The 26,327-nt window shown below is 62.9% G+C and carries 26 protein-coding genes and 2 tRNA genes; 11 read left to right on the top strand and 17 right to left on the bottom strand.

The genetic code is table 11. The annotated features are described in order from the left end of the window. The first annotated feature begins 101 nt into the window (after window positions 1-101). From BMZ70_RS02390 to BMZ70_RS02380, 3 genes are all read left to right on the top strand, one after another. Entirely contained in the window at window positions 102-1,070 is a 969-nt protein-coding gene (locus tag BMZ70_RS02390; RefSeq protein WP_092269401.1) for a glycoside hydrolase family 43 protein, read from the top strand. A gap of 120 nt (window positions 1,071-1,190) precedes the next feature. Beyond that, window positions 1,191-2,138 carry a 5'/3'-nucleotidase SurE gene (locus BMZ70_RS02385; RefSeq protein ID WP_092269398.1) on the top strand — a complete coding sequence of 316 codons (948 nt, stop codon included), beginning with the start codon at window positions 1,191-1,193 and terminating at the stop codon, window positions 2,136-2,138. An 8-nt stretch (window positions 2,139-2,146) separates the two neighbouring features. Then, the gene (locus BMZ70_RS02380) at window positions 2,147-2,782 is read left to right on the top strand and encodes a hypothetical protein (RefSeq protein WP_092269395.1); all 636 of its coding nucleotides are present in this window, start codon (window positions 2,147-2,149) and stop codon (window positions 2,780-2,782) included. Here BMZ70_RS02380 and BMZ70_RS02375 read toward each other — a convergent pair. The 10 genes from BMZ70_RS02375 to cysS all read right to left on the bottom strand — a co-directional run bounded on the left by BMZ70_RS02375 (window position 2,770) and on the right by cysS (window position 13,518). Next, window positions 2,770-4,002 (bottom strand): TetR/AcrR family transcriptional regulator, encoded by a 1,233-nt coding sequence (locus tag BMZ70_RS02375; RefSeq protein ID WP_130300930.1) that lies wholly within the window; start codon window positions 4,000-4,002, stop codon window positions 2,770-2,772. The genes BMZ70_RS02380 and BMZ70_RS02375 overlap by 13 nt on opposite strands. Window positions 4,003-4,086: 84 nt before the next feature. Then, window positions 4,087-5,559 carry a carboxylesterase/lipase family protein gene (locus BMZ70_RS02370; protein WP_092269389.1) on the bottom strand — a complete coding sequence of 491 codons (1,473 nt, stop codon included), beginning with the start codon at window positions 5,557-5,559 and terminating at the stop codon, window positions 4,087-4,089. Window positions 5,560-5,579: 20 nt separating this feature from the next. Next, window positions 5,580-6,971: a branched-chain amino acid transporter BcaP gene (locus BMZ70_RS02365; RefSeq protein ID WP_092269386.1), complete on the bottom strand. Its 1,392-nt coding sequence runs from the start codon at window positions 6,969-6,971 to the stop codon at window positions 5,580-5,582. Window positions 6,972-7,068: 97 nt separating this feature from the next. Beyond that, window positions 7,069-7,161 (bottom strand) — tRNA-Ser (locus BMZ70_RS02360). A gap of 150 nt (window positions 7,162-7,311) precedes the next feature. Then, a tRNA-Ser gene (locus tag BMZ70_RS02355) sits at window positions 7,312-7,404 on the bottom strand. Window positions 7,405-7,506: 102 nt separating this feature from the next. Next, window positions 7,507-8,754, bottom strand: a complete 1,248-nt coding sequence (locus tag BMZ70_RS02350) for an aspartate kinase (RefSeq protein ID WP_092269383.1) — start codon at window positions 8,752-8,754, stop codon at window positions 7,507-7,509. Between the two features lie 143 nt (window positions 8,755-8,897). Then, window positions 8,898-10,283, bottom strand: coding sequence for a tRNA lysidine(34) synthetase TilS (gene tilS / locus BMZ70_RS02345; RefSeq protein WP_092269380.1), 1,386 nt, complete (start codon window positions 10,281-10,283; stop codon window positions 8,898-8,900). Window positions 10,284-10,412: 129 nt separating this feature from the next. Next, window positions 10,413-11,387, bottom strand: coding sequence for an acetyl-CoA carboxylase carboxyltransferase subunit alpha (locus BMZ70_RS02340; protein ID WP_092269377.1), 975 nt, complete (start codon window positions 11,385-11,387; stop codon window positions 10,413-10,415). Window positions 11,388-11,480: 93 nt separating this feature from the next. Further along, window positions 11,481-12,128: a DNA-3-methyladenine glycosylase family protein gene (locus BMZ70_RS02335; RefSeq protein ID WP_092269374.1), complete on the bottom strand. Its 648-nt coding sequence runs from the start codon at window positions 12,126-12,128 to the stop codon at window positions 11,481-11,483. A gap of 1 nt (window position 12,129) precedes the next feature. After that, window positions 12,130-13,518: a cysteine--tRNA ligase gene (gene cysS, locus BMZ70_RS02330; protein ID WP_092269371.1), complete on the bottom strand. Its 1,389-nt coding sequence runs from the start codon at window positions 13,516-13,518 to the stop codon at window positions 12,130-12,132. Window positions 13,519-13,731: 213 nt separating this feature from the next. On the opposite strand from cysS, the gene BMZ70_RS02325 reads away from it, so the two are divergent. Genes BMZ70_RS02325 through BMZ70_RS02310 form a run of 4 tightly spaced genes read left to right on the top strand, consistent with a single transcriptional unit; the run spans window position 13,732 to window position 16,380 of the window. Further along, window positions 13,732-14,319, top strand: coding sequence for a peptidylprolyl isomerase (locus tag BMZ70_RS02325; RefSeq protein ID WP_092269368.1), 588 nt, complete (start codon window positions 13,732-13,734; stop codon window positions 14,317-14,319). A 43-nt stretch (window positions 14,320-14,362) separates the two neighbouring features. Next, entirely contained in the window at window positions 14,363-14,857 is a 495-nt protein-coding gene (locus BMZ70_RS02320; protein WP_092269366.1) for a peptidylprolyl isomerase, read from the top strand. Window positions 14,858-14,860: 3 nt separating this feature from the next. Next, window positions 14,861-15,616, top strand: a complete 756-nt coding sequence (locus BMZ70_RS02315) for a UDP-2,3-diacylglucosamine diphosphatase (protein WP_092269363.1) — start codon at window positions 14,861-14,863, stop codon at window positions 15,614-15,616. Continuing rightward, window positions 15,613-16,380, top strand: a complete 768-nt coding sequence (locus BMZ70_RS02310; RefSeq protein ID WP_229205260.1) for a transporter substrate-binding domain-containing protein — start codon at window positions 15,613-15,615, stop codon at window positions 16,378-16,380. The genes BMZ70_RS02315 and BMZ70_RS02310 overlap by 4 nt, the downstream gene beginning before the upstream one ends. A gap of 2 nt (window positions 16,381-16,382) precedes the next feature. Here the strand turns inward: BMZ70_RS02310 and BMZ70_RS02305 are convergent, their stop codons facing one another. The 3 genes from BMZ70_RS02305 to BMZ70_RS02295 form a co-directional block, all read right to left on the bottom strand. After that, a complete protein-coding gene (locus tag BMZ70_RS02305) occupies window positions 16,383-17,135 on the bottom strand; it encodes a tetratricopeptide repeat protein (RefSeq protein ID WP_092269360.1) in 753 nt (250 codons plus the stop codon). Between the two features lie 53 nt (window positions 17,136-17,188). After that, window positions 17,189-17,698: a DUF6622 family protein gene (locus tag BMZ70_RS02300; protein WP_165403538.1), complete on the bottom strand. Its 510-nt coding sequence runs from the start codon at window positions 17,696-17,698 to the stop codon at window positions 17,189-17,191. A gap of 213 nt (window positions 17,699-17,911) precedes the next feature. Further along, entirely contained in the window at window positions 17,912-18,457 is a 546-nt protein-coding gene (locus BMZ70_RS02295; protein WP_092269357.1) for a DUF1439 domain-containing protein, read from the bottom strand. 37 nt (window positions 18,458-18,494) lie between these two features. On the opposite strand from BMZ70_RS02295, the gene BMZ70_RS02290 reads away from it, so the two are divergent. The 4 genes from BMZ70_RS02290 (at window position 18,495) to BMZ70_RS02275 (ending at window position 21,441) form a co-directional block, all read left to right on the top strand. Beyond that, the gene (locus BMZ70_RS02290) at window positions 18,495-19,208 is read left to right on the top strand and encodes a DUF72 domain-containing protein (RefSeq protein WP_092269355.1); all 714 of its coding nucleotides are present in this window, start codon (window positions 18,495-18,497) and stop codon (window positions 19,206-19,208) included. Between the two features lie 78 nt (window positions 19,209-19,286). Beyond that, window positions 19,287-19,643: a GntR family transcriptional regulator gene (locus BMZ70_RS02285; protein WP_092269352.1), complete on the top strand. Its 357-nt coding sequence runs from the start codon at window positions 19,287-19,289 to the stop codon at window positions 19,641-19,643. Then, window positions 19,640-20,497 carry an ABC transporter ATP-binding protein gene (locus tag BMZ70_RS02280; RefSeq protein WP_092269349.1) on the top strand — a complete coding sequence of 286 codons (858 nt, stop codon included), beginning with the start codon at window positions 19,640-19,642 and terminating at the stop codon, window positions 20,495-20,497. The genes BMZ70_RS02285 and BMZ70_RS02280 overlap by 4 nt, the downstream gene beginning before the upstream one ends. Continuing rightward, window positions 20,494-21,441 (top strand): hypothetical protein, encoded by a 948-nt coding sequence (locus BMZ70_RS02275; RefSeq protein WP_092269347.1) that lies wholly within the window; start codon window positions 20,494-20,496, stop codon window positions 21,439-21,441. The genes BMZ70_RS02280 and BMZ70_RS02275 overlap by 4 nt, the downstream gene beginning before the upstream one ends. Here BMZ70_RS02275 and BMZ70_RS02270 read toward each other — a convergent pair whose 3' ends face one another. The 4 genes from BMZ70_RS02270 to rnr all read right to left on the bottom strand — a co-directional run bounded on the left by BMZ70_RS02270 (window position 21,442) and on the right by rnr (window position 26,202). Then, window positions 21,442-22,110 carry a YceH family protein gene (locus tag BMZ70_RS02270; protein ID WP_092269344.1) on the bottom strand — a complete coding sequence of 223 codons (669 nt, stop codon included), beginning with the start codon at window positions 22,108-22,110 and terminating at the stop codon, window positions 21,442-21,444. It abuts the gene before it with no gap. Between the two features lie 11 nt (window positions 22,111-22,121). Then, window positions 22,122-22,856 carry a serine O-acetyltransferase gene (gene cysE / locus BMZ70_RS02265; protein ID WP_092269341.1) on the bottom strand — a complete coding sequence of 245 codons (735 nt, stop codon included), beginning with the start codon at window positions 22,854-22,856 and terminating at the stop codon, window positions 22,122-22,124. Window positions 22,857-22,983: 127 nt separating this feature from the next. Further along, window positions 22,984-23,730, bottom strand: coding sequence for a 23S rRNA (guanosine(2251)-2'-O)-methyltransferase RlmB (rlmB, locus tag BMZ70_RS02260; protein WP_092269338.1), 747 nt, complete (start codon window positions 23,728-23,730; stop codon window positions 22,984-22,986). Next, window positions 23,731-26,202, bottom strand: coding sequence for a ribonuclease R (gene rnr / locus BMZ70_RS02255; protein WP_092269335.1), 2,472 nt, complete (start codon window positions 26,200-26,202; stop codon window positions 23,731-23,733). It lies immediately after the preceding gene. Window positions 26,203-26,327: the final 125 nt, after the last annotated feature.

Raw genomic sequence — 26,327 nt, 5'->3', positions numbered from 1 at the left:
ATCAAATTTCTAAAAAGAAATCGTTCAGTGCAAAAAAGTGATTGGATGCGGCCACCGTTTCATTGGATGATGGTGTGCAAAAATAGCCAAGGAGACTGTCGATGGAACTTGTTGCGCTTGCCGCTGCTGCGGCGCTGGCCTTTCACAATCCGCTGCTGTTGCAGCGCGCCGATCCGCAGGTGGCCTTGCATAGCGATGGCTATTACTACTTCACCGCCACCGTGCCCGAGTACGACCGCATCGAACTGCGGCGCGTGAAGGATCTCAACGACCTCGCCAAGGCCGAGCCCAAGGTGGTCTGGCGCCGCCATGCCAGCGGCGTCATGAGCCGCAATATCTGGGCGCCGGAAATGCATTTCATCGACGGCAAATGGTATCTCTACTTCACCGCCGGCCGCGCCGATGCGCCGTTCGATATCCGCCTGTATGTGCTGGAAAATCCGTCCGCCAATCCGCTCGAAGGCCAGTGGACTGAACGCGGCCAGATCAACACCGGCTGGGAATCGTTCGCGCTCGACGCCACCACCTTCGCCATCGGCGCCCAGCGCTATCTGGTGTGGACCCAGCGCCCGGCCGATTCGTCCCAGCACTTGACCGCCATCTACATGGCCCGCATGGATAGCCCGTTGTCCATCAGCGGGCCGGCGGTCCAACTGAGCAAGCCTGAATACGCCTGGGAAAAAGTCGGCTTCAACGTCAACGAGGCGCCCGCCGTGCTGGTGAAAAACGGCCGCGTGTTCCTCACCTACTCGGCCAGCGCCACCGACGCCAACTACGCACTCGGCATGCTGACCGCCGACGCCGGCGCCAACCTGCTCGATCCGGCCGCGTGGAAGAAGTCACCGCAGCCGGTGTTCCGCAGCAGCGAGCAAAACGGCCAGTACGGCCCCGGTCACAACTCCTTCACCACCACGCCCGACGGCAAGACCGACGTGCTGGTCTATCACGCGCGCAACTACCGCGATATCAAAGGCGATCCGCTGCACGATCCCAACCGCCACACGCGCGCGCAAGCCATCCAATGGCGCAGCGATGGCACGCCGGATTTCGGCGAACCAGCCAAGGACTAAATCGTACAACTGTATTTTTTAAACGGCACACAAGGCAAAGCAAACCGCACACATGTCATAACGCCGTCATAAAGTTTTCTTATCCTCACGGTTTTCCACGTTGAGAGAGCAAGCAAACCCATGAAACGTTTAGCCATGAGCGTCGCGCTCGCCTTGTGCGCCAGCCCTGCTTTTGCCCTGAATATCGTCCTCGCCAATGACGACGGCCTGACCAGCAACATCAAGGCCCTGTACGAAGAGCTGAAGGCCGCCGGCCATTCGGTGATCGTGTCCGTGCCGTGCACCGGCCAGAGCGGCCGCAGCGCCGCCATCGTGATGTACAGCACCACGCTCATCATTCCGGACAACGACAAGACCCAGGTCGAAGCCGAAGGCGGCTGCCACAACGGCGCCGCGCCGACCGGCGCGCCGGCGGTCGGCCCGTTCACCAAAAGCGGCTACACCAACGGCGACTACAACTACGTGCACGGCACGCCGGTGATGGCCACCATGTACGGCCTCGACGTACTGGCCACCGCGCGCTGGGGCAAGGCACCCGACCTGGTGCTGTCCGGCCCGAACGAAGGCCAGAACGTCGGCAAGGTGGTGATCAACTCCGGCACCATCGGCAACGCCCAGTTCGCCGCTGGCCGCGGCATCCCGGCCATCGCGCTGAGCGCCGGCACCGATACCGTCGACAACAGCGGCCTGGCCGCCGCCGGCTCCAGAACCGTGGCGCAGCTGACCGTCAAGCTGATCGCCGCACTGCAAGCCAAGGCCGGCAGCTCCGCCCTGCTGCCGACCGGCACCGCGCTCAATGTCAACTTCCCGAACGGCGTGACCAGTGGCAGTGCATGGTCGTTCTCGCGCATCGGCACCTATGACACCTACGCACTGAAGTTCAGCAGCGCCGCGCCGTGGGGCCTGAGCGGCTCGCTGCCGCCGGCAGCCACCGCCGACCAGGCTGAAGATGAAGCCGTGGTCTACAAGACCAAGATCGCGGTCAGCGCCATGCAGGTCGGCTACGAGCACCGTCCGGCCGGCCAGCAATGGCTGCGCCTGCGCCTGCGTGATCTGTTTGCCCAGTGAGCCGCGCCATGAACCGACACCTTACCCTGGCAGCCGCTGCGGCCGCCCTGCTGCTGAGCGCTTGCGGCAGCAGCAACGAACCGGCCAAGCCAACCGTGAAAGTCAGCGATCTGGCAGCCGGCATGTACGCCGTCAGCGCGGGCGACAGCGCCAATCCGACCGCCGGCCGCTACTATTCGGCCGCCGATGGCAGCCGCCTGCTGGTGCTGAACAACAGCGCCCAGCAAGCCACCGCCCTGTACCGCCGCGACGCCGGCGGCAGCTGGCAGATGACGCCGGCCGCCACGCAGGACACGTCGCTGGAGTTGTTGAACAGCAGTTCGTTACAGTCGGCCACGCTCAACTTCACGGCCGTGGCGCGCAGCTACACGGTGCGCCTGTCGAGCGGCGCGGCGGCGGCGTTCAGCGTCAACGCCAATGGTGAGATCGTGGCGGGCAGCACCAGCTGCAAGCTGTCCGGCAAGCTGGCGGCCTCGTCGCTGCCGAACACGCTGAAGGCCACGCTGAGCGCGTCCTCGTGCGGCGACCTGCCGGCCCAGTCGGATGGCTATCTGGTGGTCGACAGCGACTACGCACCGGCCGCATTCCGCCTGCTGACCTACAGCGGCAGCACGCCGCTCGACCTGTGGGCCTACGCCGAGTGATTCTGCTGTAGCCACTGCGCCGCTGCCGCAAAGGCAGCGGCCACCGTTTGCTCGGACGCTTCGCCGGCCGGCTCGGTGTTGCTCAATCCCGTCAAGCCCATCGAGATCACCTGCGCGCACAGCGCATCGATGCCGCGCGCCTGCGGCAGATATTTCATGAACACTTTCACCAGGTTGTTGCCGCGCCGGCTGCGCATGTCGGCCGTGCAGGCCGCCAGTTCCGGCATATTGCTGGCGGCCAGCGCCACGGCAAAATTGGCGCGCGCCAGGTCGAGCTGCTTGCCGTCGCCCTCCACGCGCAGGCGCTGAAGTTCAGTCAGGCTGTCGGCATCGACGGCAAAGCGGATGTGGGCCACGATCGATTCCAGTCCGGCGATGACCAAATCGCGCTGGGCCGGATAGCGGTAGCTCAAGGTGGTGTGCGGAATGCCGACCTCGGCCGCGATGGCGCGATGCGTCAGGCCCTGCACGCCCTGCGCCGCCAGCCGCCGGCCGCACGCACGGGCGGCCGGGGCGACCCATTCCGGCTCGCGGCCGGTGGGCGCATCGCCGTTTCCATCGACCTGAAGTTGTGCCAGCAGCGCGCCAAACAGCGCGCCGTCGCTGGCATCGCCGCGCGTGGCCAGGCCGCCGGCAAACAGGCGCCGCAAGCACAGCCGGCGCAACATGCGGTAGGCGGTCAGCGGGCCGAGCGCGATGCTGTAGGCCAGCTCGGCCACGATATAACCATACCACCAGCCGCCATCCAGCAAGGCCGCAGGCAAGCCGGCGCGGGTGGCAAATTCATTCCAGAAAGCGCGCCGTTGCGCGGCCCATGCGGCGAAGGCCGGCTGCAATGCGGCGTTCCAGGTGCAGGCGTGCAGCAGTTCAAGATACAGCAGCGACATGGCGCGCTGCTGCGTGGCCAGTTCGTCCAGCATGGATTCCGCCAGCTCGGCGGCGATGGCGGACGATAGCGGCCCCAGTCCGTCGAGCACATCGCGCCAGCGCTGCATGTCGCGCTGGTCGTGCTCGCACGCCGCATCGCAGATGGCGGCCAGCACATCGGCACGCAAGCCGTAGCGGCTGGTGAGCACGGTGACGGAAACGTCCAGCGCTTCGGCCAGCGGCCGCAAACCCAGCCCGCCCAGCCCGGCCTTGCCGACGATGCCGCAAGCGGCGGCCAGCAAGGCCTCGGCCTGCGGGGCCTTAGGGGACTTCCTGGCGGCTAATTCTGGCAATGGCGACTCGTGCGGAGAGAATATCGAGCGCCGATTGTACACGACGGTGCCGGCCGGGCGGCCAATTCAGGCATCCCACGCGGATCACGGGAACAGCGAGAAATCCGGCAACGGGTCTTGCGGTTCGCCGATGCGGACGATGGACTTGGCCGAGCCGTCGTAGGCCGGCCAGTCCGGCAGGCTGCCGGTGGCGGCGAAATGCACCCAGGCGTCAGCCAGTTGCGCGGCGATGCGGCGATCGGCCGCGCTCCAGGGACGCTGGTCCTGGTCGAGGTTGTCGAACACGTAGCGGATTTCCGCGCCGTGGCCGGCGCCGCAACCGTAGCCGCACGGCGTGACCGGCGCCGCCGGGCGATGGGTGAAATAGTAAAGATAAGCCTTGGAGCGGCCATGCTGTGCTTGCAGCCCGGCCCAGTAAGCCATGCGCCAGCCCCACCAGTCCGAGGTCAGGCGGTCCATTGACGCGCGCGCCTGGGCGTCGCTGTTCGCGGGATAGGCGGCCAGCAAGGCGCCGGATGGCGCATGGCCCAGCAGCTTGCCCGCCAGCTCACGGTGGCGCGCGGCGGTGAACTCGCTGGTGTTCAATATTTCAGGCGCCAGATCCCTGCCCTCTTCCGCGTTCCAGCCCATCAGCAAAGGCACATCGTTCTGCCGGTGATTGCGATACAGGCTGGTCTGGTCGTCGCGCAGCACGCGGCCATCGACACTGACGCGCGCGCTCCACGGCTGCTTGTGCAAGGTCTCCACGCTCATGGCGCGCAGTTCGGCGAGGTTGTTGGCGCCCACGGTTTTGGCCAGCGCTACACCGGTGGCTTCGACCTGCTGTTGCTGATACGGCGCGCTTTCGCGCGCCTCCATCGGCCAGCCGGCATTGCCGCTTTGCGCGATGGCGCGATGGAACAGCCCTTTCGCCATCGGCGACGCGGTCAGGATGCCGACCGAAATAGCGCCCGCCGATTCGCCGAAGATGGTGACGCGGCTGGCGTCGCCGCCAAAGGCCGCGATATTTTTCTGCACCCATTGCAGCGCGGCGATCTGGTCGCGCAAACCCTGGTTGCCCGACTCGTCTTTCAATTCGGGATGGGCGAAGAAGCCGAAGATGCCCAAGCGGTAGTTGATGGTCACCACGATGGCGCCGCGTTTGGCGAGGTTGGCGCCGTCGAAGCCAGGCTGTGCGCCGGTGCCGCCGTAGTAGCCGCCGCCATGTATCCAGACCAGCACCGGCAGCTGGTCCGCCTTGGCCGGGGCCCACACGTTCAGGTACAGGCAGTCTTCGCTTTTCGGATCGGTGATCCACACGGCGGTCTGCGCGCAGGCGGCGGAAAAACGGCTCGCCTCCCGGACGCCCTGCCACGCCACCACCGGCTGCGGCGCGCGCCAGCGCAGCGGCCCCACCGGCGGCGCGGCATACGGAATGCCGAAATACGTGTCCACCGCCGCCCCATGCGTGCCGATGATCGTGCCACCTTCAATCTTGACTGGACTGGTCGGCGCGGCTTGCGCAGCCAGGCCGGCGATACACAGTGTGAACAGTGCGATGGCACGCGACAGCGTCATGGAGTCTCCTTGGTTGTAGGTCAGCCCTGCTGGTTCAATACCGAATGATGGCGGGCGTAGGTGAAATATACCATCAGGCCGATCAGTAGCCAGACAGTGAAAGCGATCCAGGTCACGGCGCTGAGGAAGATCATCAGGGCGCCGCAGAACAGGATGGCCAGCACCGGGATCACCGGCACGCCAGGGCAGCGGAACGCGCGCGGCAGGTCGGGACGCTGCTTGCGCAGCACGATCACCGCCAGCGACACCAGGCAGAACGCCGCCAGCGTGCCGATGTTGGCCAGTTCGCCCAGCACCTGCAGCGGCACCAGCGCGCCCAGCAGGCCGAACACGATGCCGACCAGCCAGGTCGCCACGATCGGCGTGCCGGCGCCGTTCAGCGCCGACAGTTTTTTCGGCAGCAGGCCGTCGCGCGACATGGCGTACAGCACGCGGCTCTGGCCGAACGCCATCACCAGGATCACGGTGCTCATGCCGAGAATCGCACCGAGGTCGACGAAGCCGGCGAACCAGTTTTCACCGGCGAATTGCAGCGCCAGCGAGACCGGATGGTCGATGCCCTTGAACTGGGTGAACGGCACGATGCCGGTCATGATGACGGTGACGATCACGTACAGCACGGTGCACACGGCCAGCGAGCCGATGATGCCGATCGGCAGGTCACGCTTGGGATTTTTCACCTCTTCCGCCGCCGTGGTCACCGCATCGAAACCGATGAAGGCGAAGAACACCAGTGCGGCGGCGCTCATCACGCCGTTCACGCCATACGGCATGAACGGATGCCAGTTGGCCGGCGCCACGTGGCGCGCGCCAACGAAGATAAACAGCAGCACCACGCTGATCTTCACCACCACCATGATGTTATTGATGCGGGCCGACTCGCGCACGCCCAGCGACAGCATGATGGTCAGCACCATCATGATCAGGAAGGCCGGCAGGTTGAAGAAGGTGGTCACGCCCGGAATCGCGCCCGGCGCGGCCGACAGCGCGACCGGGATCTGCAAGCCGAAGCCGCCCAGCAGCGACTGGAAGTAGCCGGACCAGCCGACCGACACGGCGGAGGTCACCAGGCCGTATTCAAGAATCAAGTCCCAGCCGATCATCCACGCCACCAGTTCGCCGAGGATGGCGTAGCTGTAAGTGTAAATACCGCCGGCGACCGGCAGGATGGACGCGAATTCGGCGTAGCACAGCGCCGCGAAGCCACAGGCGAAGGCCGCCACCACGAACGACAGCGCCAGCGCCGGGCCGGCCGTGGTGGCGCCGCTGCCGGTCAGCACGAAAATGCCGGTGCCGACAATGGCGCCGATGCCCATCAACACCAGGTCGACCGGGCCCAGCACCTTTTTCAGGCCGCCAGTGGCGCTGGCAGTGCGCATGGCATCGAAATCCTTCGTTCTGAAAATACTCACTGCTATCTCCTCCGTTACTCGCTTGTCTTGTACAGGTCTCGTGAACCCGGTCCGCATAAAGAAACAGGCTCCACGAGGGAGCCTGTTTCTTTTGTTCTGGCGGAGACGGTGGGATTCGAACCCACGATACAGGTTTTGCCCGTATGCTTCCTTAGCAGGGAAGTGCCTTCGGCCACTCGGCCACGTCTCCTAGTCGATTGCTCAACTATGTCGTTTCGGTAAGTACTGAACCGACGTCCGTCATAGTATAGATCGGTGCTGGTTTGGTCAAGGTTCGAATCCCGCTGTTTCCGGCGGAGCAAAACAAAAAGCCTCCCGAAGGAGGCTTTTTGTTTTGTTCTGGCGGAGACGGTGGGATTCGAACCCACGATACAGGTTTTGCCCGTATGCTTCCTTAGCAGGGAAGTGCCTTCGGCCACTCGGCCACGTCTCCTAGTCGATTTCTCAACTATGTCCGCCGTGAAGCAGACGACCGCCATAGTATAGACCGTGACCCGTTTGGTCAAGGCAACATGGCGGTTTTTTTAGGAAAAATTTACGCCTTTTCCAGTTCGAACGCTTTGTGCAGCGCGCGCACGGCCAGTTCCATGTATTTCTCGTCGATCAGCACGGAAATTTTGATTTCCGAGGTCGAGATCATCATGATGTTGATGCCCTCTTCCGACAAGGTGCGGAACATCTTCGAGGCCACACCCACGTGCGAGCGCATGCCCACGCCCACCACCGAGATCTTCGACACTTTGGCGTCGCCGGTGACGCTGGCGGCGCCCAGCGATTCTTTCGAGCCGTTCAGCACGTCCAGCGCGCGCTGGTAGTCGTTGCGCGGCACGGTGAAGGTGAAGTCGGTCTTGCCATCCACCGACTGGTTCTGGATGATCATGTCGACTTCGATGTTGGCATCGGCCACCGGGCCCAGGATGTGGTAGGCCACGCCTGGACGGTCTGGCACGCCCAGCACGGTGATTTTGGCTTCATCGCGGTTGAACGCGATACCGGAGATGACTGCTTGTTCCATGTGTGTATCTTCCTCAAACGAGATCAGGGTGCCGGAGTTGGCTTCTTCTTCGATGTCCAGCATCGGGTCGGTCAGCGACGACAGGACGCGGGTCGGCACGCGGTAGTTACCGGCGAACTCAACCGAACGGGTCTGCAGCACTTTCGAGCCCAGCGACGCCAGTTCCAGCATTTCTTCAAAGGTGATGGCTTTCAGGCGGCGCGCTTCCGACACCACGCGCGGGTCGGTCGTGTACACGCCGTCAACGTCGGTGAAGATCAGGCATTCGTCGGCCTTCATCGCGGCGGCAATCGCCACGGCCGAGGTATCCGAACCGCCACGGCCCAGCGTGGTGATGTTGTCTTCGTCATCCACGCCCTGGAAGCCGGTGATGATGACGATTTTGCCGTCGTCGAGGTCGCGGTTGACCTTGTCGTTGTCGATCGACTGGATACGGGCTTTGGTATAAGCGGAATCGGTTTTAATCGCGACTTGCCAGCCAGCGTAGCCCACGGCCTTCTTGCCGATCGCTTGCAGCGCCATCGACAGCAGGCCGACCGACACTTGCTCGCCGGTCGCGGCGATCATGTCCAGTTCGCGTGGATCTGGCTGGGCTTGAACTTCTTTGGCCAGGGCGATCAGGCGGTTGGTCTCGCCCGACATTGCCGAAGGCACGACCACAATGCGGTGCCCGGCGTCATGCCACTTGGCGACACGCCGCGCGACGTTCTTGATACGGTCCGTCGAACCCATCGACGTACCGCCATATTTGTGCACGATTAAAGCCATAACAGTGAGTTTTCCGCTCAAATAAAGGTAAATGGAACCCTTAACTCTACATGTCGCAATGCAAAATAACAAGTCGAAAAACTCATAAAGTCATACCGAATAGACATATCTACATACAAAATTCGGCAGATAGACCCCAATGTCTATACAGCTTGCCAGCGCAGGCGCAGCCGCCCTGCCCCCGCAGCCACGTGCAGGCAGTCCATGCCGATACCGGCGGCGAACAGCAAGTCCTTGGCGCTCTTCACCACCGGCAGGCGGCCGCGCTCCCAGGCCGGGATGTTCAGCGCCTGGTAGTGGTATTTGACCGGGCGCGTCGGGCGGTTCGGCGCCAGCTTGAGTTTTTCACCGCCACGGCGGAATTCGATCACCAGTTGTTGACCGCGCAGCCAGTCGGGGTCGAAGCCCTCTTCCGCCGGATCGAAGTACAGCACGCCGCCGTAGGCCGGGAACGCCAGCTCGGTTTCGCCGTTCCAGACGAAGCCGGTGCCGGGCTTGTCGTCGAACTGGTCTTCGCGCGTGCCTTCGAGTTCGGCCAGCTTCGGCGTCAGGTGCAGGCGGTCGCGGTAGCGACGCACGTGGCAGTCGGGATGGGTGACCAGCAGTTGGGCGTCGTATTTGGCTTCCAGCAGCTGGGTCAGCATTTCGGCCAGCCAGGCGGTGCTCGGCATGCTGTAGCCGCGCGTGGCGAACCAGTGGCGCAGCAGGTTATAGGCGCGGTCCTGGCTCAGGGTGCGCAGCTTGCCGATGTCGAGCTGGTCGCCGTCCAGCGTGGCGGCGAGGTCTTGTTCGGCCAGCTCGGTCAGCAGGCGGGTGGCTGACTGGGCGTGCTGGGCGCTGCGGGCGAAACGCTCCTGGAAGCCGGGGAAATGCTGCTCCAGCGCCGGCATCACGGTGTGGCGCAGCGCGTTGCGGGCGTAGCGCGGGTCGTCGTTGGATTCGTCGTGGATGTGGCTGATGTGGTGCTGGGCCACGTAGCTTTCCAGCTGCTTGCGCGAGGCTTGCAGCAGCGGGCGGGCCATGACCAGATTTTGGTTTTGCAGCAGGCTGGCGGCGGTGTTGGCGGCATCCATGCCGGACAGGCCGGCAGGACCGGAGCCGCGCAGCAGTTGCAGCAGGACCGTTTCGGCCTGGTCGTCGAGGTGATGGGCGGTCAGCAGCAGTTGCACGTTGTGCTCTGCGCACAGGGCGCCGAGGGCGGCGTAGCGGGCTTTGCGGGCGGCCGCTTCGGTGCCGGACTTTTTGGTGTCCTCCAGTTCGATGCGGCGAGCTTCGAACGAGACGTTGAGGGCGGCGCATTCACGCTCGCAGTGGGCCAGCCAGGCGTCGGCATTGGGGCTGAGGCCGTGGTGGATGTGGAAGGCGCACAGGGTCAGCTCGTGGCGCTGCGCGTAGGCGTGGGCCAGGTGCAGCAGGGCCGACGAGTCCAGGCCGCCGCTGAGGGCGACGGCGATGCGCCGCGCATCGTCGCGGGCGGCCGTGACGGCTTGTTCAAACGTGGACGTAAGTGTGGGCTTTTGCTGCTTCAATGTATGGCTCCGAAATGCAAACCGGGAGCGTCGCTGAGGCGGGCTCCCGGTGGTTTGATTGAATCCCGGCCTGCGCCGGGACGACGGCGGTGAGGCCGTCGCACCGGCGAAGGCCGGTGCCCAATTTTTTTATTCCTGCGGCGTGGTTTCCTTGAACTTACCGTAGCTCATCAGCTTTTCGTGACGGGCTTCCAGCAGGTCTTTGGTTTTCATGCCGTGGAACTGGCGCAGCGAGTCGGCCAGCGCGCGTTTCAGCATGGTCGCCATTTGCTTCGGATCGCGGTGCGCGCCACCCAGCGGTTCGGTGATGATCTTGTCGATCAGGCCGATGGCTTTCAGGCGGTGTGCGGTCAGGCCCAGCGCTTCAGCCGCATCGGCCGCGCGTTCCGAGGTCTTCCACAGAATCGAGGCGCAGCCTTCCGGCGAGATCACCGAGTAGGTCGCATATTGCAGCATCAGCACCTGGTCAGCCACGGCAATCGCCAGTGCGCCGCCGGAGCCGCCTTCACCGATGATGGTGGCGATCAGCGGCACTTTCAGTTCCGCCATCACATACAGGTTGTGGCCGATCGCTTCCGACTGGCCGCGCTCTTCCGCATCGATACCTGGGAACGCGCCCGGCGTATCGACAAAGGTGAACACCGGAATGCCGAACTTTTCAGCCAGCTTCATCAGGCGCATGGCCTTGCGGTAGCCTTCCGGCTTCGGCATGCCGAAGTTGCGCATGGCGCGTTCTTTGGTGTCACGGCCCTTCTGGTGACCGATGACCATACATGCCTGGCCGTTGAAGCGCGCCAGGCCGCCGACGATCGACTGGTCGTCCGCATAGGTGCGGTCGCCGTGCAGTTCGTGGAAGTCGGTGAAGATTTCGTTCACGTAGTCCATCGTGTATGGACGTTGTGGGTGACGCGCGATTTGCGATACCTGCCACGGCGTCAGCTTGGCGTAGATGTCTTTGGTCAGTTGCTGGCTTTTCTTCGCCAGACGGTCGATCTCCTCAGAGATGTCGACAGCTGAATCATCTTGTACGAAGCGCAGTTCTTCGATTTTGCCGTCGAGTTCAGCAATTGGTTGCTCAAAATTGAGGAAAGTCGTTTTGGTCATTGTACCTCCGTGTTTATTCTCAGCTGCGGCTCAGGTGTTTCAGTTGCCCGTTCGTGACAGGCACAAAAAGTCCTCGCACAGCGATTAGAGTATCTATTCTACAGCAACCGGGTCCAGACTACGCCATAAATACCAAGTGGCGACCGTGCGGTAAGGCTCCCAATTGGCAGAAACCTCGCGCGCATCGCTGCGGGAGACCGGTTCGCCGGAGAAATAATTCTGGCTGATGCCCTGGATTAAACCGGGGTCGTCCAGCGGTAAAACGTTCGGCCGGAGCAGATTAAATATCAAAAACATCTCGGCTGTCCAGCGGCCGATGCCGCGGATCTGCGTCAATTCGGCGATCACCGCCTCGTCGTCCATCTGGTCCCACTGGGCCGTGTGGACGCGCTTGTTCTTGAAGTGGTCGGCCAGGTCGAGGATGTACTCGGTCTTGCGCTTGGACAGGCCGCAGGCCGCCAGTTGCTCGGGGCCGGCCTTGATGATTTGCGCCGGGGTGCATTTCGGGCTGATGTCCAGCAGCTTTTTCCAGGCCACGTCGGCAACCTTGGCGGTCACCTGCTGGCCGACGATGGAACGCGCCAAGGTGGTAAACGGATCGTGATGGCCGCGCAGGTGCAGGTCGCCAAACTGGGGGATCAGCTTGTTCATGATGCGGTCGCGCTTCATGAGCTCAAGCTTGGCCTCCTCCCAGTATGGCGGCACGCCGCCTACGGCATCAGTATCCTTGGCGATGACCATGTTATGCGCGGCGCCAGTTGGTGGTGCCGTCAGGCTTGTCTTCGAGGATGATGCCCTGGGCCAGCAGGTCGGCGCGGATCTTGTCGGATTCGGCGAAGTTGCGGGCTTTCTTGGCTTCGGCACGGCGCGCGATGGCCTCGGTGATGGCGGCATCGTCGCCACCTTCGCCACCGACCGACGCTTGCAGGAATTGCTGAGGCGTGCGGTCCAGCAGGCCGATCACAGCCGCCAGGCCTTTCAGCTGGCGCGCCAGCACCGGCGATTTCGACTTGTTCAACTCGGTGACCAGGTCGAACAGCGCGGCCACGGCCAGCGGTGTGTTGAAGTCGTCGTCCATCGCTTCGGCGAAGCGGGCTGCGTGCTCTTCTTTCCAGTCCAGCGGCTGGCCGTCGCCTTCCACGCCGTCCAGCGCGGTGTACAGGCGGGTCAGCGCGCCGCGTGCGTCGTCGAGGTGGGCGTCCGAATAGTTCAGCGGGCTGCGGTAATGGGCGCGCAGGATGAAGAAGCGCACCACTTCGGCGTCGTACTTCTTCAGCACGTCGCGGATGGTGAAGAAGTTGCCCAGCGATTTGGACATCTTCTCGTTATCCACGCGCACAAAGCCGTTGTGCACCCAGTAGTTGACCATCGGGTGACCCGATGCGCCTTCCGACTGCGCGATCTCGTTTTCGTGGTGCGGGAACTGCAAGTCGGCGCCGCCGCCGTGAATGTCGAAGTGCTCGCCCAGCAGCTCGCACGACATGGCCGAGCACTCGATGTGCCAGCCCGGACGGCCCTTGCCCCACTTGGAATCCCACTTCACTTCTTCTGGCTCGGATTCTTTCGAGGCCTTCCACAGCACGAAGTCCAGCGGATCGCGCTTGCCGGTGTTGACGTCGACGCGCTCGCCGGCGCGCAGGTCGTCCAGCGACTTGCCGGACAGCTTGCCGTAGCCTTCGAAATTGCGCACGGCAAAGTTGACGTCGCCGTCTTCGCCTTGATAGGCCAGTTCTTTGGCTTCCAGCTTCTCGATCAGCGCCAGCATTTGCGGCACGTACTCGGTGGCGCGCGGCACCAGCGTTGGCGGCAGGATGCCGAGCGCAGTGGTGTCTTCGTCCATGTACCGGGTGAAGCGGGTGGTCAGCTGCGAGATGGTCTCGCCGTTCTCGACCGCGCGCTTGATAATCTTGTCGTCGATGTCCGTGATGTTGCGGGCGTAGGTCACGTCGTAGCCGGAGGCCAGCAGCCAGCGGTACATGACGTCGAACGCCATCATCATGCGGGCGTGGCCGATGTGGCAGTAATCGTAAATGGTCATGCCGCAGACATACATGCGGACTTTGCCCGGTTCAATAGGAACGAATACCTGCTTGTCACGCGCCAGCGTGTTGTAAATCTTTAAATTGCTCATCGGACTCTTGCGTTTTGCTGGGTCCACAGGCAATACGATGACCCGGTGCGGGCTGCGCGCACCAGTCATCATCGTGTGCCTGAGGGAACCTTGGGAATGTTCTTGTTTCTACCTTCTAAGGGGTAGAATGGAACAAGTATAGCATTGATAAAAACAGCATAGGCTTCATCTGTAACGGGATTTTGCCTATTCAACACTAAGCAAAGGTGACCGATGTACCAAAAACTGATGACCGCCCTCGCCGGCCTCACGCTCTCCGCCGCTGTGCTGGCCGCGCCCGCACCAACCCAGGTTGAACTCAAGACCACGATGGGCGATATCGTGCTCGAGCTGAACCGCGAAAAAGCGCCGAAGTCGGTCGATAACTTCATCAACTATGTGAAGTCCGGTTTCTATAAAGGCACGATTTTCCACCGCGTGATCGATGGCTTCATGATCCAGGGCGGCGGCTACGATGAAAAACTCAAAGGCAAGCCGGTCAACAAACCGGTGCCGATCGAGTCCAACAACGGCCTCAGCAACGTGAAATATTCGCTGGCGATGGCACGCATGGGTGATCCGAACTCGGCCACCTCGCAATGGTTCATCAACGTCGAAGACAACGGCCCGCTCGATTATCCGGGTCCGGACGGCTCGGGCGGCTACACCGTGTTCGGCAAAGTCATCAAGGGCTTCGAGACGGTCGACAAGATCAAAGGCGTGCTGGTGGACGACAAAGGCATCTTCCAGAACATCCCGGTGATTCCTATCGTCGTCAAGTCCGCCACGATTTTGAAGACACCGATCCAGCCGAAACAGTAAAATAGCGGCCTTGCCGTAATCTTTAATCACTCAGGATAACAAAATGACCAAAGTAATCATCAAGACCAACCTCGGCACCATGACCGCAGAACTGGACGCGGAAAAAGCGCCGAAAACCGTTGCCAACTTCCTGGCCTACATGGAAGCCGGCCACTACAACAACACCATCTTCCACCGCGTGATCGACGGTTTCATGATCCAGGGCGGCGGTTTCGAGCCAGGCATGAAACAAAAGCCAGCCGACACCACCGTGGAAAACGAAGCCAAGAACGGCCTGAAAAACGACACCTACACCCTGGCAATGGCCCGTACCTCGGCCCCGCACTCGGCATCGGCACAGTTCTTCATCAACGTGAAAAACAACTCCTTCCTGGACTACCCAGGCCAGGACGGCTGGGGCTACGCCGTGTTCGGCAAAGTAGTTGAAGGCACCGACGTGGTTGACGCCATCAAGAAAGTCAAAACCACCCGCGCCGGCATGTTCGCCGACGTGCCAGCGGAAGACGTCGTCATCGAAAGCATCGAACTGGCTGCTTAATATATGGCTGTCTGCGCGCTGTTCATCTCCGATCTGCATTTGCAGCCTGCGCATCCTGCGACCAGCAAGGCGTTCTTCGACTTCCTGGAGCAGCATGCGCGGCACGCGCAGCAACTGTATCTGCTCGGCGACCTGTTCGAGTACTGGGCCGGCGATGACGACATCGCCGATCCCTTCCACGCGCACATCGTGGCGGCGCTGCGCGCCGTCAGCGAGGCCGGCGTGGCGGTGTACTGGATCGCCGGCAACCGCGATTTCCTGGTCGGCGCCCGCTTCGCCGAAGAGGCCAACGTCATCCTGCTGCCCGAGACCTGGGTGGCCGAGATCGGCGGCCACAAAGTGGTGGTGCTGCACGGCGACGCCCAGTGCACGCGGGACACCAAATACATGGAATTCCGCGCAATGGTGCGGCAGCCTGCGTGGCAAGCGCAATTCACCGCCATGCCGCTGGCGCAGCGCAAGGCCATCGTAGCCGGCCTGCGTGCCGACAGCCGCAAGGAACAAAGCGGCAAATCCTACGAGATCATGGACGTGACGCCCGAGGCCATCCTCGACGTGTTTGCCGAGACCGGCGCCGAGGTCATGATCCACGGCCATACGCACCGCCCTGCCCTGCACCACATCGACGGCGACAAGCGCCGCTACGTGCTGCCAGACTGGGAGCCGGACGCGACGCCGCCGCGCGGCGGCTGGATCGCCATCGACGAGCAAGGCGCGATCACGCGCCACGACCTGACCGGGGCGGTGATTGCATCGTGAACCCACGCGCCCTCATTGCCGGCCTGTGCGCCGCCTTGATGGGCGATGCCGCATGGTCTGCGCCGACGCCGATCACGGTGGCGTGGCGCGACAAGCCGCCTTATCACTACACTGAAAACGGCCTCGCCAAAGGCTTCCTGCTGGCGCGTGCACAGCAAGTGTTTGCCGCCGCCGGCCTGCCGGCACGCTTCACCAACGAACCGCAGAAACGCATCTGGGCCAACTTCCAGCACGGCGCCACCAATTATTGCTCGATCAGCTGGTACCGCCTGCCTGAACGCGAGGCGGTGGCGCAATACAGCCAGCCCTTCCACGAAGACCTGCCGCATACCATCCTGATCGCGCCCGGCATGGTCGAACGCGTGAAAGCGCACGCCACCCTGGCGGCGCTGCTGGCCGATACCACACTGACGCTGGGCGTGATTGAAGGCGTATCTTACGGGCCGGTGCTGGATCCGATGATCCGCGCCAGCAAGAACAAAATCATGAGCCGCACGGTGGAGACCACGCAGATGATGCGCATGCTCAGCGTGAGCCGCGCATCGTATATGTTTGTCGACCGCGAGGATTGGGAGTTTTTCCGCGATAAGGAAAAGGCCGGCCAGTCGCTGGTGCGCTACGACTTGCCGGACATGCCGGGCGGGATCAAGCGCCACGTCGTCTGCAGCCGCGACGTGCCGCAAGAGACCATGAACAAAATCAACCAGGCCATCGCCGCGACCGGCGGCATCAACAACCCCGGCCACAGCAAACCCATCAAATAAGCTTAACGCCTGACCTGCGCCATCGCCGTGTTCAGACGGCGTACCAGTTGCTGGTTAAGGTCGCGCGTATGGCGCGCCCAGCGCTCCATCGTGCGCTGCAAGTCGGCGTCCAGCTGATTGGCCTTGTCCGCATCGCCCACGCCAGCCGCCCAGATGGCGAACTCCGCTTGCACCGCGAAGCTGTTGTGGCGGCTCAGCGCAGATTCAAACTCGGCGCGCGCCTCGTCCTGGCGGCCGGCGGCGGCCAGCGCTTGCGCCAGCAGCAGGGAGACTTGCTCGGGACGGAATTTATCGTCGCTGCTGCGGATGGTTTGCAGGTGCGACACCGCAGCTGCGGCACGCCCGCACGCCAGCGTGGCCTGCGCTGCACCGTAGCGGATATCCAGATCGCCCGAGAACGGGCCTTGCAGGCAAGCCTCGTAGGTTGATGCGGCCTCTTCCGCGTTACCGGCGGCCAGCAAGGCGCTGGCGAGGCGCATCTGGTTTTGCGCGGTCGGCGTGAACTCATAGGCATCGCGCGCTTCGCGCAGTTCGCGGCCCGGATCCAGCGTCTTGGCGGCGACCGTGACTGCCTTGCGGGCGCCGTGCTGGATCTTCGAATTCGGCAGGTAAATCGCGAAGAAATACACAATGCTGCCGAGACCTGGGAACAGGAACAGAATCACCACCCAGTACAACTGCTGACCACTACGGATTGCGTGGATGGCGAAGAAAATCGCCACCAGCACATGCAATCCAACACCAAAAATCTCCATTTCCTGCCTCTACAATCAAAAGGAACCCCGATTGTAGAAGCTCCGGCCGGTCATCACAAGGCGGCAACGCTTAAGGGTTGGCGCAGATAAGCGGCGGCGTAGCGGGCCAGGCGGCCGATGAACACACCGTTGAACAGGCCATACAACACGGTCACACCCAGCGAAGCCGGCACAGCGTGCATCAGATCAGGGCGGATGGCGGTCAGCACGCCGACCGTGTACTTGGTGACAAAGATGGCAACCATCAGCATCAGCGGCGCCCAGCTGCCGCGCTGGAGCACCGTGCCGGCGGCGCGGTTGACGGCGATCTCGCCCTTGCTCAACGTCCAGACCAGCGCCACGGCGACCGCCACACCCGCCGCCCAGGCGGCCCAGACCGCTTCACCGAGCGCGCCGTGCGGGTTAATGCTGGTCAGCGCCAGCACCAGCATCACACCAGGAATGATGGCCAGCTTCAGCAGCGACAGCTCACGGTCTTGCGAGGCCAGGTAGCCGCGATACAGCAAGAAGGCCAGCAAGGCCCAGACGTAGACAGGAGTATGCGAGAGAATTTGCGAGATCATGGTTGGCTCCGGTAAGTAAGTTTCGATGGAGCCATGATGCCCGCTGCGGCCGCGCGGCGCGGCGCAATGCGACGAAATGCGCCAGCCCGGCGCGAAATGCGTCCAGCCAGCGCGAAATTCGGGGTCAGCTCTGTCATTTGGACACGCACGCACGATATTTGAGAAATATCAATACGCAAATTATTTGTCCGAATGACAGAGCTGACCCTGAATTTATTGGGCGGGCTGCAGTTTGGCGACCAGGGCGCCGGGGCGGGTGTCGATGCCGGTCAGTACGAACTGAACGCCGGCGTAGCGCAGTTCTTCCGGGCGGAAGGTGTGCACCGGCACGTCGCGGATCACTTTGTCGCTGAGCAGGTTGGCTACGCTGGCCAGCTGGTTCTGCTTGCCCTCGTCCAGGTTGTCGACATTGACACGGTCTACATGCGCATCGGCGATGTAGATGGCGTTGCGCGCGCTATCCACCCGCAAGCGGCCCGACACCAGCATGCTGCCATGCCACGACTGGCGTCCCAGCAACGGCGTCACGGCCAGGTCGAAGTTCAGCGCCACGCGGTCGCTGTCCGCCAGGATGTCGAGCCGTGGATGGCTCAGTTCCACCTCAAACACGCCCAGCGCCCGCTGGTGCATGGGGAATTTGCGCTCCAGGCTGGTTTGCAGCTTTTCTTGCCGCAGCTCCACCTCGCGCGGGCCGATCAAGCCGGCGCAGGCCGCCAGCAACAGTGCAGCGGCGAATACGCCATAACGTTTAAGATTCATAGCACCATCCTTCTAAAATACGGAACAGGCGCATTATATGACTGCAACGCGATTGGGCTGCGCCGGTTGGAGCATCAGCCGCGAGGCAGCGCCCTTTTTCGAAGGCGCCGGCAGCCATCTGGAACGTTATGCCGCCGTCTTGAATGCGGTTGAGATCAACTCGTCGTTCTATCGCCCGCACCAGCCGCAGACTTATGCGCGCTGGGCCGCCAGCGTGCCGGACGGTTTCCGCTTCTCGGTCAAGCTGCCACGCAGCATCACCCACGAACAGCGTCTGCAGGATGCAGGCGCCCTGCTTGACCGCTTTGCCGCCGAAGCAAATACACTGGGCGACAAGCTGGGCTGCGTACTGGTCCAATTGCCGCCCAGCCTGCGGCTCGATGCAGCTGCCGCCGAGCGCATCTTCCAGCAACTGCACGACCGCTTCAACTGCATGCTGGCCTGTGAAGCACGCCACGGCAGCTGGTTCGGCGGCGAGGCCACCGCCCTGCTGCACGCGCACCAAGTCACCCGCGTGATCGCCGATCCGCCGGCCGGCCAGCCGGGGCCGTACGTCGCCACCACCGACCAGGCCTACATCCGCCTGCACGGCAGTCCCCGCATCTACTATTCCGCCTACGACGACGCCTACCTGCACAGCGTGGCCGAATGGCTGGCTCACCGCGACGGCTGGTGCATCTTCGACAACACCGCCTCCGGCGCCGCACTGCTCAACGCGCTGACACTGCAAAAAATACAACAGCCAACCTAAATCGCTTGTCTTTTTGATTCCTAGTGTTATAGTTCACTACAACACCACTTCATCAACACACGTAAGGGGTACCTATGTATGTGGAATGACAATGCGCCGATTTATCGGCAACTGAAGGACAAGGTCGTCGGCATGATGCTCGACGGGCTGCTCCAACCGGGCGATGCCCTGCCCTCGGTACGGCAAATCGCCGCCGATTATCAACTCAACCCGATCACGGTGTCGCGCGCCTATCAGGAGCTGGTCGACGAAACGCTGGTCGAAAAACGGAGGGGTTTAGGTATGTATGTGACTGATGGCGCCCGCGACAAACTGCTGGCATCCGAACGCGAGCGCTTCCTGCGCGAAGACTGGCCCACCATGCTGGAACGCATCCGCCGCCTTGGCCTGGATCTGGAAGCGCTGCTGAAAGCGGCGCCGGGAGCGCCAGCATGAGCGCCCTCATCACCGCCACCAATCTCGGCAAGCGCTACGGCAAGCAGACCGCGCTCGACGGCGCCAGCTTCACGGTCGAGGCCGGCCGCATCGTCGGCCTGATCGGCCCCAACGGCTCCGGCAAGACCACCACCCTCAAGGCCATCCTCGGCCTGACCCAGTTCGACGGCGAGCTGTCGGTGCTGGGCATGGATCCGCGTACCCAGCGCGAGGCCCTGATGAACGAGGTCTGCTTCATCGCCGACGTCGCCATCCTGCCGCGCTGGCTCAAGGTCAAGGACGCCATCGATTTCGTCGAAGGCGTGCACCCGCGCTTCGACCGCGCCAAGGCCGAGAAGTACATCGCCAACACCAAGCTGACGCCGGACATGAAGGTCAAAGCCATGTCCAAGGGCATGGTGGTGCAGCTGCACCTGGCGCTGGTGATGGCCATCGACGCCAAGCTGCTGGTGCTGGACGAGCCCACCCTCGGCCTCGACATCCTGTACCGCAAGCAGTTCTACCAGAACCTGCTGGAAGACTACTTCGACGAGAACAAAACCATCCTCATCACCACCCACCAGATCGAGGAAGTCGAGCACATCCTCACCGACCTGATGTTCATCGAGAACGGCAAGATTTCGCTGGCCGCCTCGATGGATGAAGTGGGCGAGCGCTTTACCGAGGTGATGGTGGAGCCGCAGTTCGTGGCCGCCGCCAACGCGCTGCAGCCGCTGAGCCAGCGCACCGTGTTCGGCAAGGCCGTGATGCTGTTTGATGGCGTACACCGCCAGCAGCTGTCGAATTTTGGCGAACTGCGCACGCCGAGCGTGGCCGATCTGTTCGTCGCCACCATGAAAGGGAGCTACGCATGAAAACCATGAAATGGCTGATCAAGCGCGAGATGTGGGAAAACAAGGGCATGCTGTTCTGGACGCCGGTGGTGATCGCCTGCGCCGTTGCCCTGCTGGTGCTATCCAGCCTGTTCCTCGGCAAAATCAGCGGCTTGAGCATTGGTGGCCAAAACATCGGCAGCATCACCATCGAAGGTGCAGCGCGCACCCGCATCGCCGAAACGCTGGCGCAAGCCTACGTCGCCACCGGCACGCCAGTGCTGATGGTGCTCAGCTTGCTGGTATTTTTCTACTGCCTCGGCGCCCTGCACGACGAGCGCCGCGACCGCAGCCTGCTGTTCTGGAAGTCGCTGCCGGTGTCGGACTTCACGACCGTCATGTCAAAACTGCTGCTGGCGGTGGTGGTGGCGCCGCTGATTACCATCGGCATCACCATCGTGCTGGGACTGGTGATGCTGCTGGCCACCTGCATGGCGCTGCTGACGCACGGCACCAACCTGTTTGGCGTGATACTGATGCAGCCGGAATTCTATCTGGCACCGCTGCGTCTGGTTGGCTTGCTGCCGGTGTATGTGCTGTGGGCCTTGCCGACTGTGGGCTGGCTGCTGATGGTGTCGAGCATGGCGCGCTCCAAGGTGTTCCTGTGGGCCGTAGGCACGCCGCTGATTACTTCGCTGCTGCTGTTGTGGGCGGAGAAAATCCTGCACTTCGGCTTCGATGCCGCCTGGTTCAGCCAGAACATCACCGCCCGCATCCTGCTGGGCGTGGTGCCGGGCTCGTGGCTGGGATCCAGCGCGGAGACCATCGCGGTTGCCAACAAGGAGCACCGGATCACCCTGCCGGACGCCATCTTCGACGCTTCGTGGTCGACGCTGGGCGGCGCCAGTGTGTGGATCGGCGCCGCAGCCGGCGTGGCGATGATTGCCGTCGCCGTGTTCATGCGCCGCCGCCGCGAAGAGGTGTAATTACTCGAACTGCTTGCGGAATTCGGCAAACTGCGCGGTGAGCTCTTCCACTTGCTGCCGCAGTTGCTGGACTTCCTGCTCCAGCGCGCCGATGCGGGTGCCCTGCCCGCCGCCGCTCACCGATCCACCGAGGCTGGCCGCTGTTTCTTCGCGCGCCAGCGCTTCTTCCCCGCCCAGCAGCTGACCGTAGCGCGGTTCCTTGGTGCCCGGCGCCAGTGCCAGGCGCGACACCAGTGGCGGATATTTATCGATCAGGAATTGCAGCGCCAACTCCACATCACCCACCGATTTGAAGTCGTGCAGGCGGCCGCTGCGGGTACGGATTTCGCCGGCCGTTTGCAGGCCGCGCAGCATCAGGATGGTCAGCACCGCCAGCTTGTCCTGCTCCAGCGACCACTTGATGCGCATGCGGTGCTCGTACTTGGTCACGCGCGCGCCGGCCTGTGTGATGCCGTTGACGTACTTGCGCTGCATGAGACGCTGCAGCACATCGGCCACCGTCTCCTCCGACAGCGCCATCACCGGATCCCGGCTCGACAGCTGGTTGCAGCCGTTCACCAGCGCGTTCAGCGACATCGGATAATTATCCGGCGTCAGCGCCTCTTTTTCGGCCAGCACGGCCAGTACGCGGATTTCAAACGGGTCCAGTACTTCTGCGCCTTCTTCCATACGCTGCTTCCTTATTCGACAAGCTTGTTCAATTGGTCGGAATTCAATTTATCACACTCGGGCACGCTCTGACACTCCAGCCCCGCCGCCTTCATGGTGGCCACCAGCCGTTCGATCTGCGCTTCCTGCCTGACCGCGTTCTCGATCAGGCCGCGCAGTGCCTTCGATAGCGGGTCGTCGCCGTTCGGCGTCACGCCGTAGGCGGCAAACGGATTCGGCACAGCATTGGCTTCCTTCTGCACGATATGCGCCGGATTGCCGACCGCCGTCGCGCCCGGCGGCACCGGCCGCAGCAGCACGGCGTTGGAGCCGACCTTGGCATATTCACCTACGGTGAAACCGCCCAGCACCTTGGCGCCGGCGCCGACGATCACGCCGCGCCCCAGCGTCGGGTGGCGCTTGGCGCCGGTGTGCAGCGAGGTGCCGCCCAGCGTCACGCCCTGATAGATGGTGCAATCGTCGCCCACTTCGGCGGTCTCGCCGATCACCACGCCAAAGCCGTGGTCGATGAACACCCGATGGCCGATGGTGGCGCCAGGGTGGATTTCAATTCCGGTAATGATGCGGGCAAGATAAGAGATGAAGCGGCCCAGCCACTTCATTTTGTGCAGCCAGCACCAGCTGGCCCAGCGGTGCATGACGAGGGCTTGCAGGCCGGGATAGCAGGTCAGGACCTCCCACGCATTGCGGGCGGCGGGATCACGTTCGATGATGCTGTTGATGTCTTGGCGCAGACGATGAAACATGGCTTATCCAGGATGACAACCGGTGCTTTCATGGTAGCGTATCCGGTTGGGAATTGCTGAACAGCGGCCAACTTCGGAGGGGAGAACCAGCGGCCCTCGAAGGTGGCCGCCGGTGAGTGCGTGTCGCTTAAACGTCCTTGGCGATACGCTGGCGGCGCGCTTCGTACAGACAGACGCCCGATGCAACCGACACGTTCAAACTCTCTACCGAGCCGAACATCGGAATGCTGACCAGCATGTCACAGGTCTCGCGCGTCAGGCGGCGCATGCCCTCGCCTTCCGAGCCCATGACCAGCGCGGTCGGACCGGTGAAGTCGGCTTCGTACAAACCTTTGTCGCCATCGTCGGAAGTACCGATCAGCCAGATGCCGCGATCCTTCAGCTCGCGCAGGGTGCGCGCCAGATTGGTCACGGTGATGTAAGGCACGGTCTCTGCCGCGCCCGACGCCACTTTGGCGGCGGTGGCGTTCAGGCCCACCGCGCGGTCCTTCGGCACGATCACCGCGTGTGCACCAACGCCGTCGGCCACGCGCAGGCAGGCGCCCAGATTGTGCGGGTCGGTGATGCCGTCCAACACCAGCAGCAGCGGCGGGCCTTCGATCGCATCCAGCAGTTCATCCAGATTGCGCGCCAGCGCCAGCTGCGAGGCAAACGCGATCACGCCCTGGTGGCGGCGGGTGCCGACGATCTTGTCGAGGCGGGCCGAATCGACCGGCATCACGCGCACGCCAGCCGCTTTCGCGTTGGCGATCAGGTCCTTCATACGGCGGTCGTCGCGCGTGGCGTCGACGAAAATTTCTTCCACCGAGGCGGCTTCGTGACGCAGGCGCGAAGTCACCGCGTGGAAACCGAAAATCATTTTGTTCTTGCTCATTTATCGCTTCTTCTTACTTTTTGGGGCAGCTTTTTTGACTGCCCGAGGTTTGGCTGCGGGTGCAGCCTTGGGCTTGCTTGCGGCCGCTTTCGGCTTGGCTGCGGCCGGCTTTTTCGGCGCGGCGGCAGCGGCTGGCCTGCGGGCCGGCTTACCAGGCTTGGCGGCCGGGATCGCCGGGCCAGGCTTGATGTTGGTCTTGCGGTCTTTCGACGGCGCGTCGGCGCGGCCTTCGCGCGGCGGCACCGCGTCGGCACCGGCCAGGCGCAGGTCGATCTTGCGCGACTCCAGATCGACGCGCACCACCTGCACGCTGACGCGATCGGTCAGCTGGAAGGTCTTGCCGGAGCGTTCGCCCTTCAATTCGTGGCGGGCATCGTCGTACTGGAAGTAATCCTGACCCAGATCGGTGATGTGCACCATGCCCTCGACGAACAACTGGTCCAGCTGCACGAAGATGCCGAAGGTGGCCACGCCGGTGATGATGCCGGTGTATTCCTCGCCCAGCTTGTCCTGCATGAAGTAGCACTTGAGCCAGTTCTCGACATCGCGCGAGGCTTCGTCGGCGCGGCGCTCGTTGGCCGAGCAGTGCACGCCGAGCGCATCCCACACGGTCATGTCGGCGGCTTTCTTCTCTTTGCCTTCGGCCTTGTCCTTGGCTTGCTGCTTGCGGGTGGCGTTCGAGACGTTGGTGTTCAGCACGCTGTTGCTGGCGATCTTGGGCTCGTACTTCTTGCCCAGCAGGATGGCCTTGATGGCGCGGTGCGTCAGCAAGTCCGGATAGCGGCGGATCGGGCTGGTGAAGTGGGCATAAGCCTCATACGCCAGGCCGAAGTGGCCGATGTTATCGGGCGAGTACACCGCCTGCTGCATCGAGCGCAGCAGCATGGTTTGCAGCAGCGATGCGTCCGGACGTTCCTTGATCTGCCTCATCAACGCGGCATAGTCGGCTGCGGCAGGCTTGTCGCCGCCGTTCAGTACCAGGTTTACTTGCTTGAGGAAGGTACGCACTTGCTTGAGCTTTTCAGCGGTCGGCGTGGCGTGGATGCGGTAGGTGCCAGGGTGCTTGTGACGGATCAGCAAATCGGCCGCGCACACGTTAGCGGTCAGCATGCATTCCTCGATCAGGCGGTGCGCATCGTTGCGGGTGCGCGGAATGATCTTTTCGATCTTGCCGTTCGGGTTGCAGACGATATAGGTTTCGGTGGTTTCGAAATCGATGGCGCCACGCTCGGCGCGCGCTTTCAGCAGCGCCTGGAACACGTCGTACAGATTGGTCAGGTGCGGCACCAGGCCGGCGCGGCGCTTGGCCTCCGGTCCCTTGGTGTTGCCGAGGATGTCGGCCACTTCGGTGTAGGTCAGGCGCGCTGCCGAGTGGATCACCGCCGGGTAGAACTGGTAGGCCGTGATCTCGCCCTTGGCGGTGACGACGGCGTCGCACACCAGCGTCAAACGGTCGACCGCCGGGTTCAGCGAGCACAGGCCGTTGGACAGCTTCTCCGGCAGCATTGGAATCACGCGGCGCGGGAAATAGACCGAGGTACTGCGCTGCAGCGCGTCGGCGTCGAGCGCGTCGTTCGGCTTGACGTAGTGGCTGACGTCGGCAATCGCGACGATCAGGCGGTAGCCCTTGCTGCGGCCGATCTTGATCGGCTCGCAGTAGACCGCATCGTCGAAGTCGCGCGCGTCTTCGCCGTCGATGGTGACCATCGGCACGTCGCGCAGGTCGACGCGGTCGCCCCAGTCGCTTTCGCTCACGTGGTCCGGCAGCTTGTTGGCCTGGCGCAGCGCAGCGTCCGAGAAGATGTGCGGCACGCCGAACTTGCGCACGGCGATTTCGATTTCCATGCCGGGATCGTCCAGCGAACCCAGCACTTCAACGATCTTGCCGACCGGTTGCTTGAAGCGCATCGGCTGTTCGGTCAATTCCACGCTGACGATCTGGCCAGACTTGGCCTTGCCGACCGAGCCTTCCACCAGCACGTCTTGCGAAATACGCTGGTCTTCCGGCGCCACGATCCAGGCGCCGTTCTGGTTCAGCAAGCGACCGATGATGTGGGTGTTGGCGCGCTGCGTGACTTCCACGATCGTGCCTTCGGAGCGGCCACGGCGGTCCACGCCGACGATCTTCGCCAGCACTCGGTCGCCATGCAATACTTTCTGCATTTCCTTCTCAGGCAGGAACAGGTCTTCGCCCGGCTCATCCGGGATCACAAAGCCGAAGCCATCGCGATGGCTGCTGACGCGGCCGGCGATGAAGCCGGTCTGCGTGGCCAGCGAATAGTGGCCGCTGTCGTCAATGATGATCTGGCCGTCGCGCTGCATGGCGTTCAGGCGGCGCGACAGGATAGCCTGGGCGTCGGTGCCGACCTTCAGCGATTTCGACAGGGCGCGCAGGTCCAGTGGGCCTTTGGCGCTGCGGAAGATGCCGAGAATTTCCTCCCGGCTGGGAATGGTGTGTGTAGATTGGTTCAAAAGTTTTTCTTATTTTTTCAGTGTTGGCATATATATGGGATACGGCGACAGGCGTAGTGTACTTGGAAACGCCAAGCTTGACCATTTCACGCTTCGCGCCAGGGATCGGTAAAAAATTTTTCAGG

Source organism: Duganella sp. CF402, assembly GCF_900109645.1.
Classification (GTDB): Bacteria; Pseudomonadota; Gammaproteobacteria; order Burkholderiales; family Burkholderiaceae_D; genus Rugamonas.
This window is presented reverse-complemented; position numbering and strand designations above follow the sequence as displayed.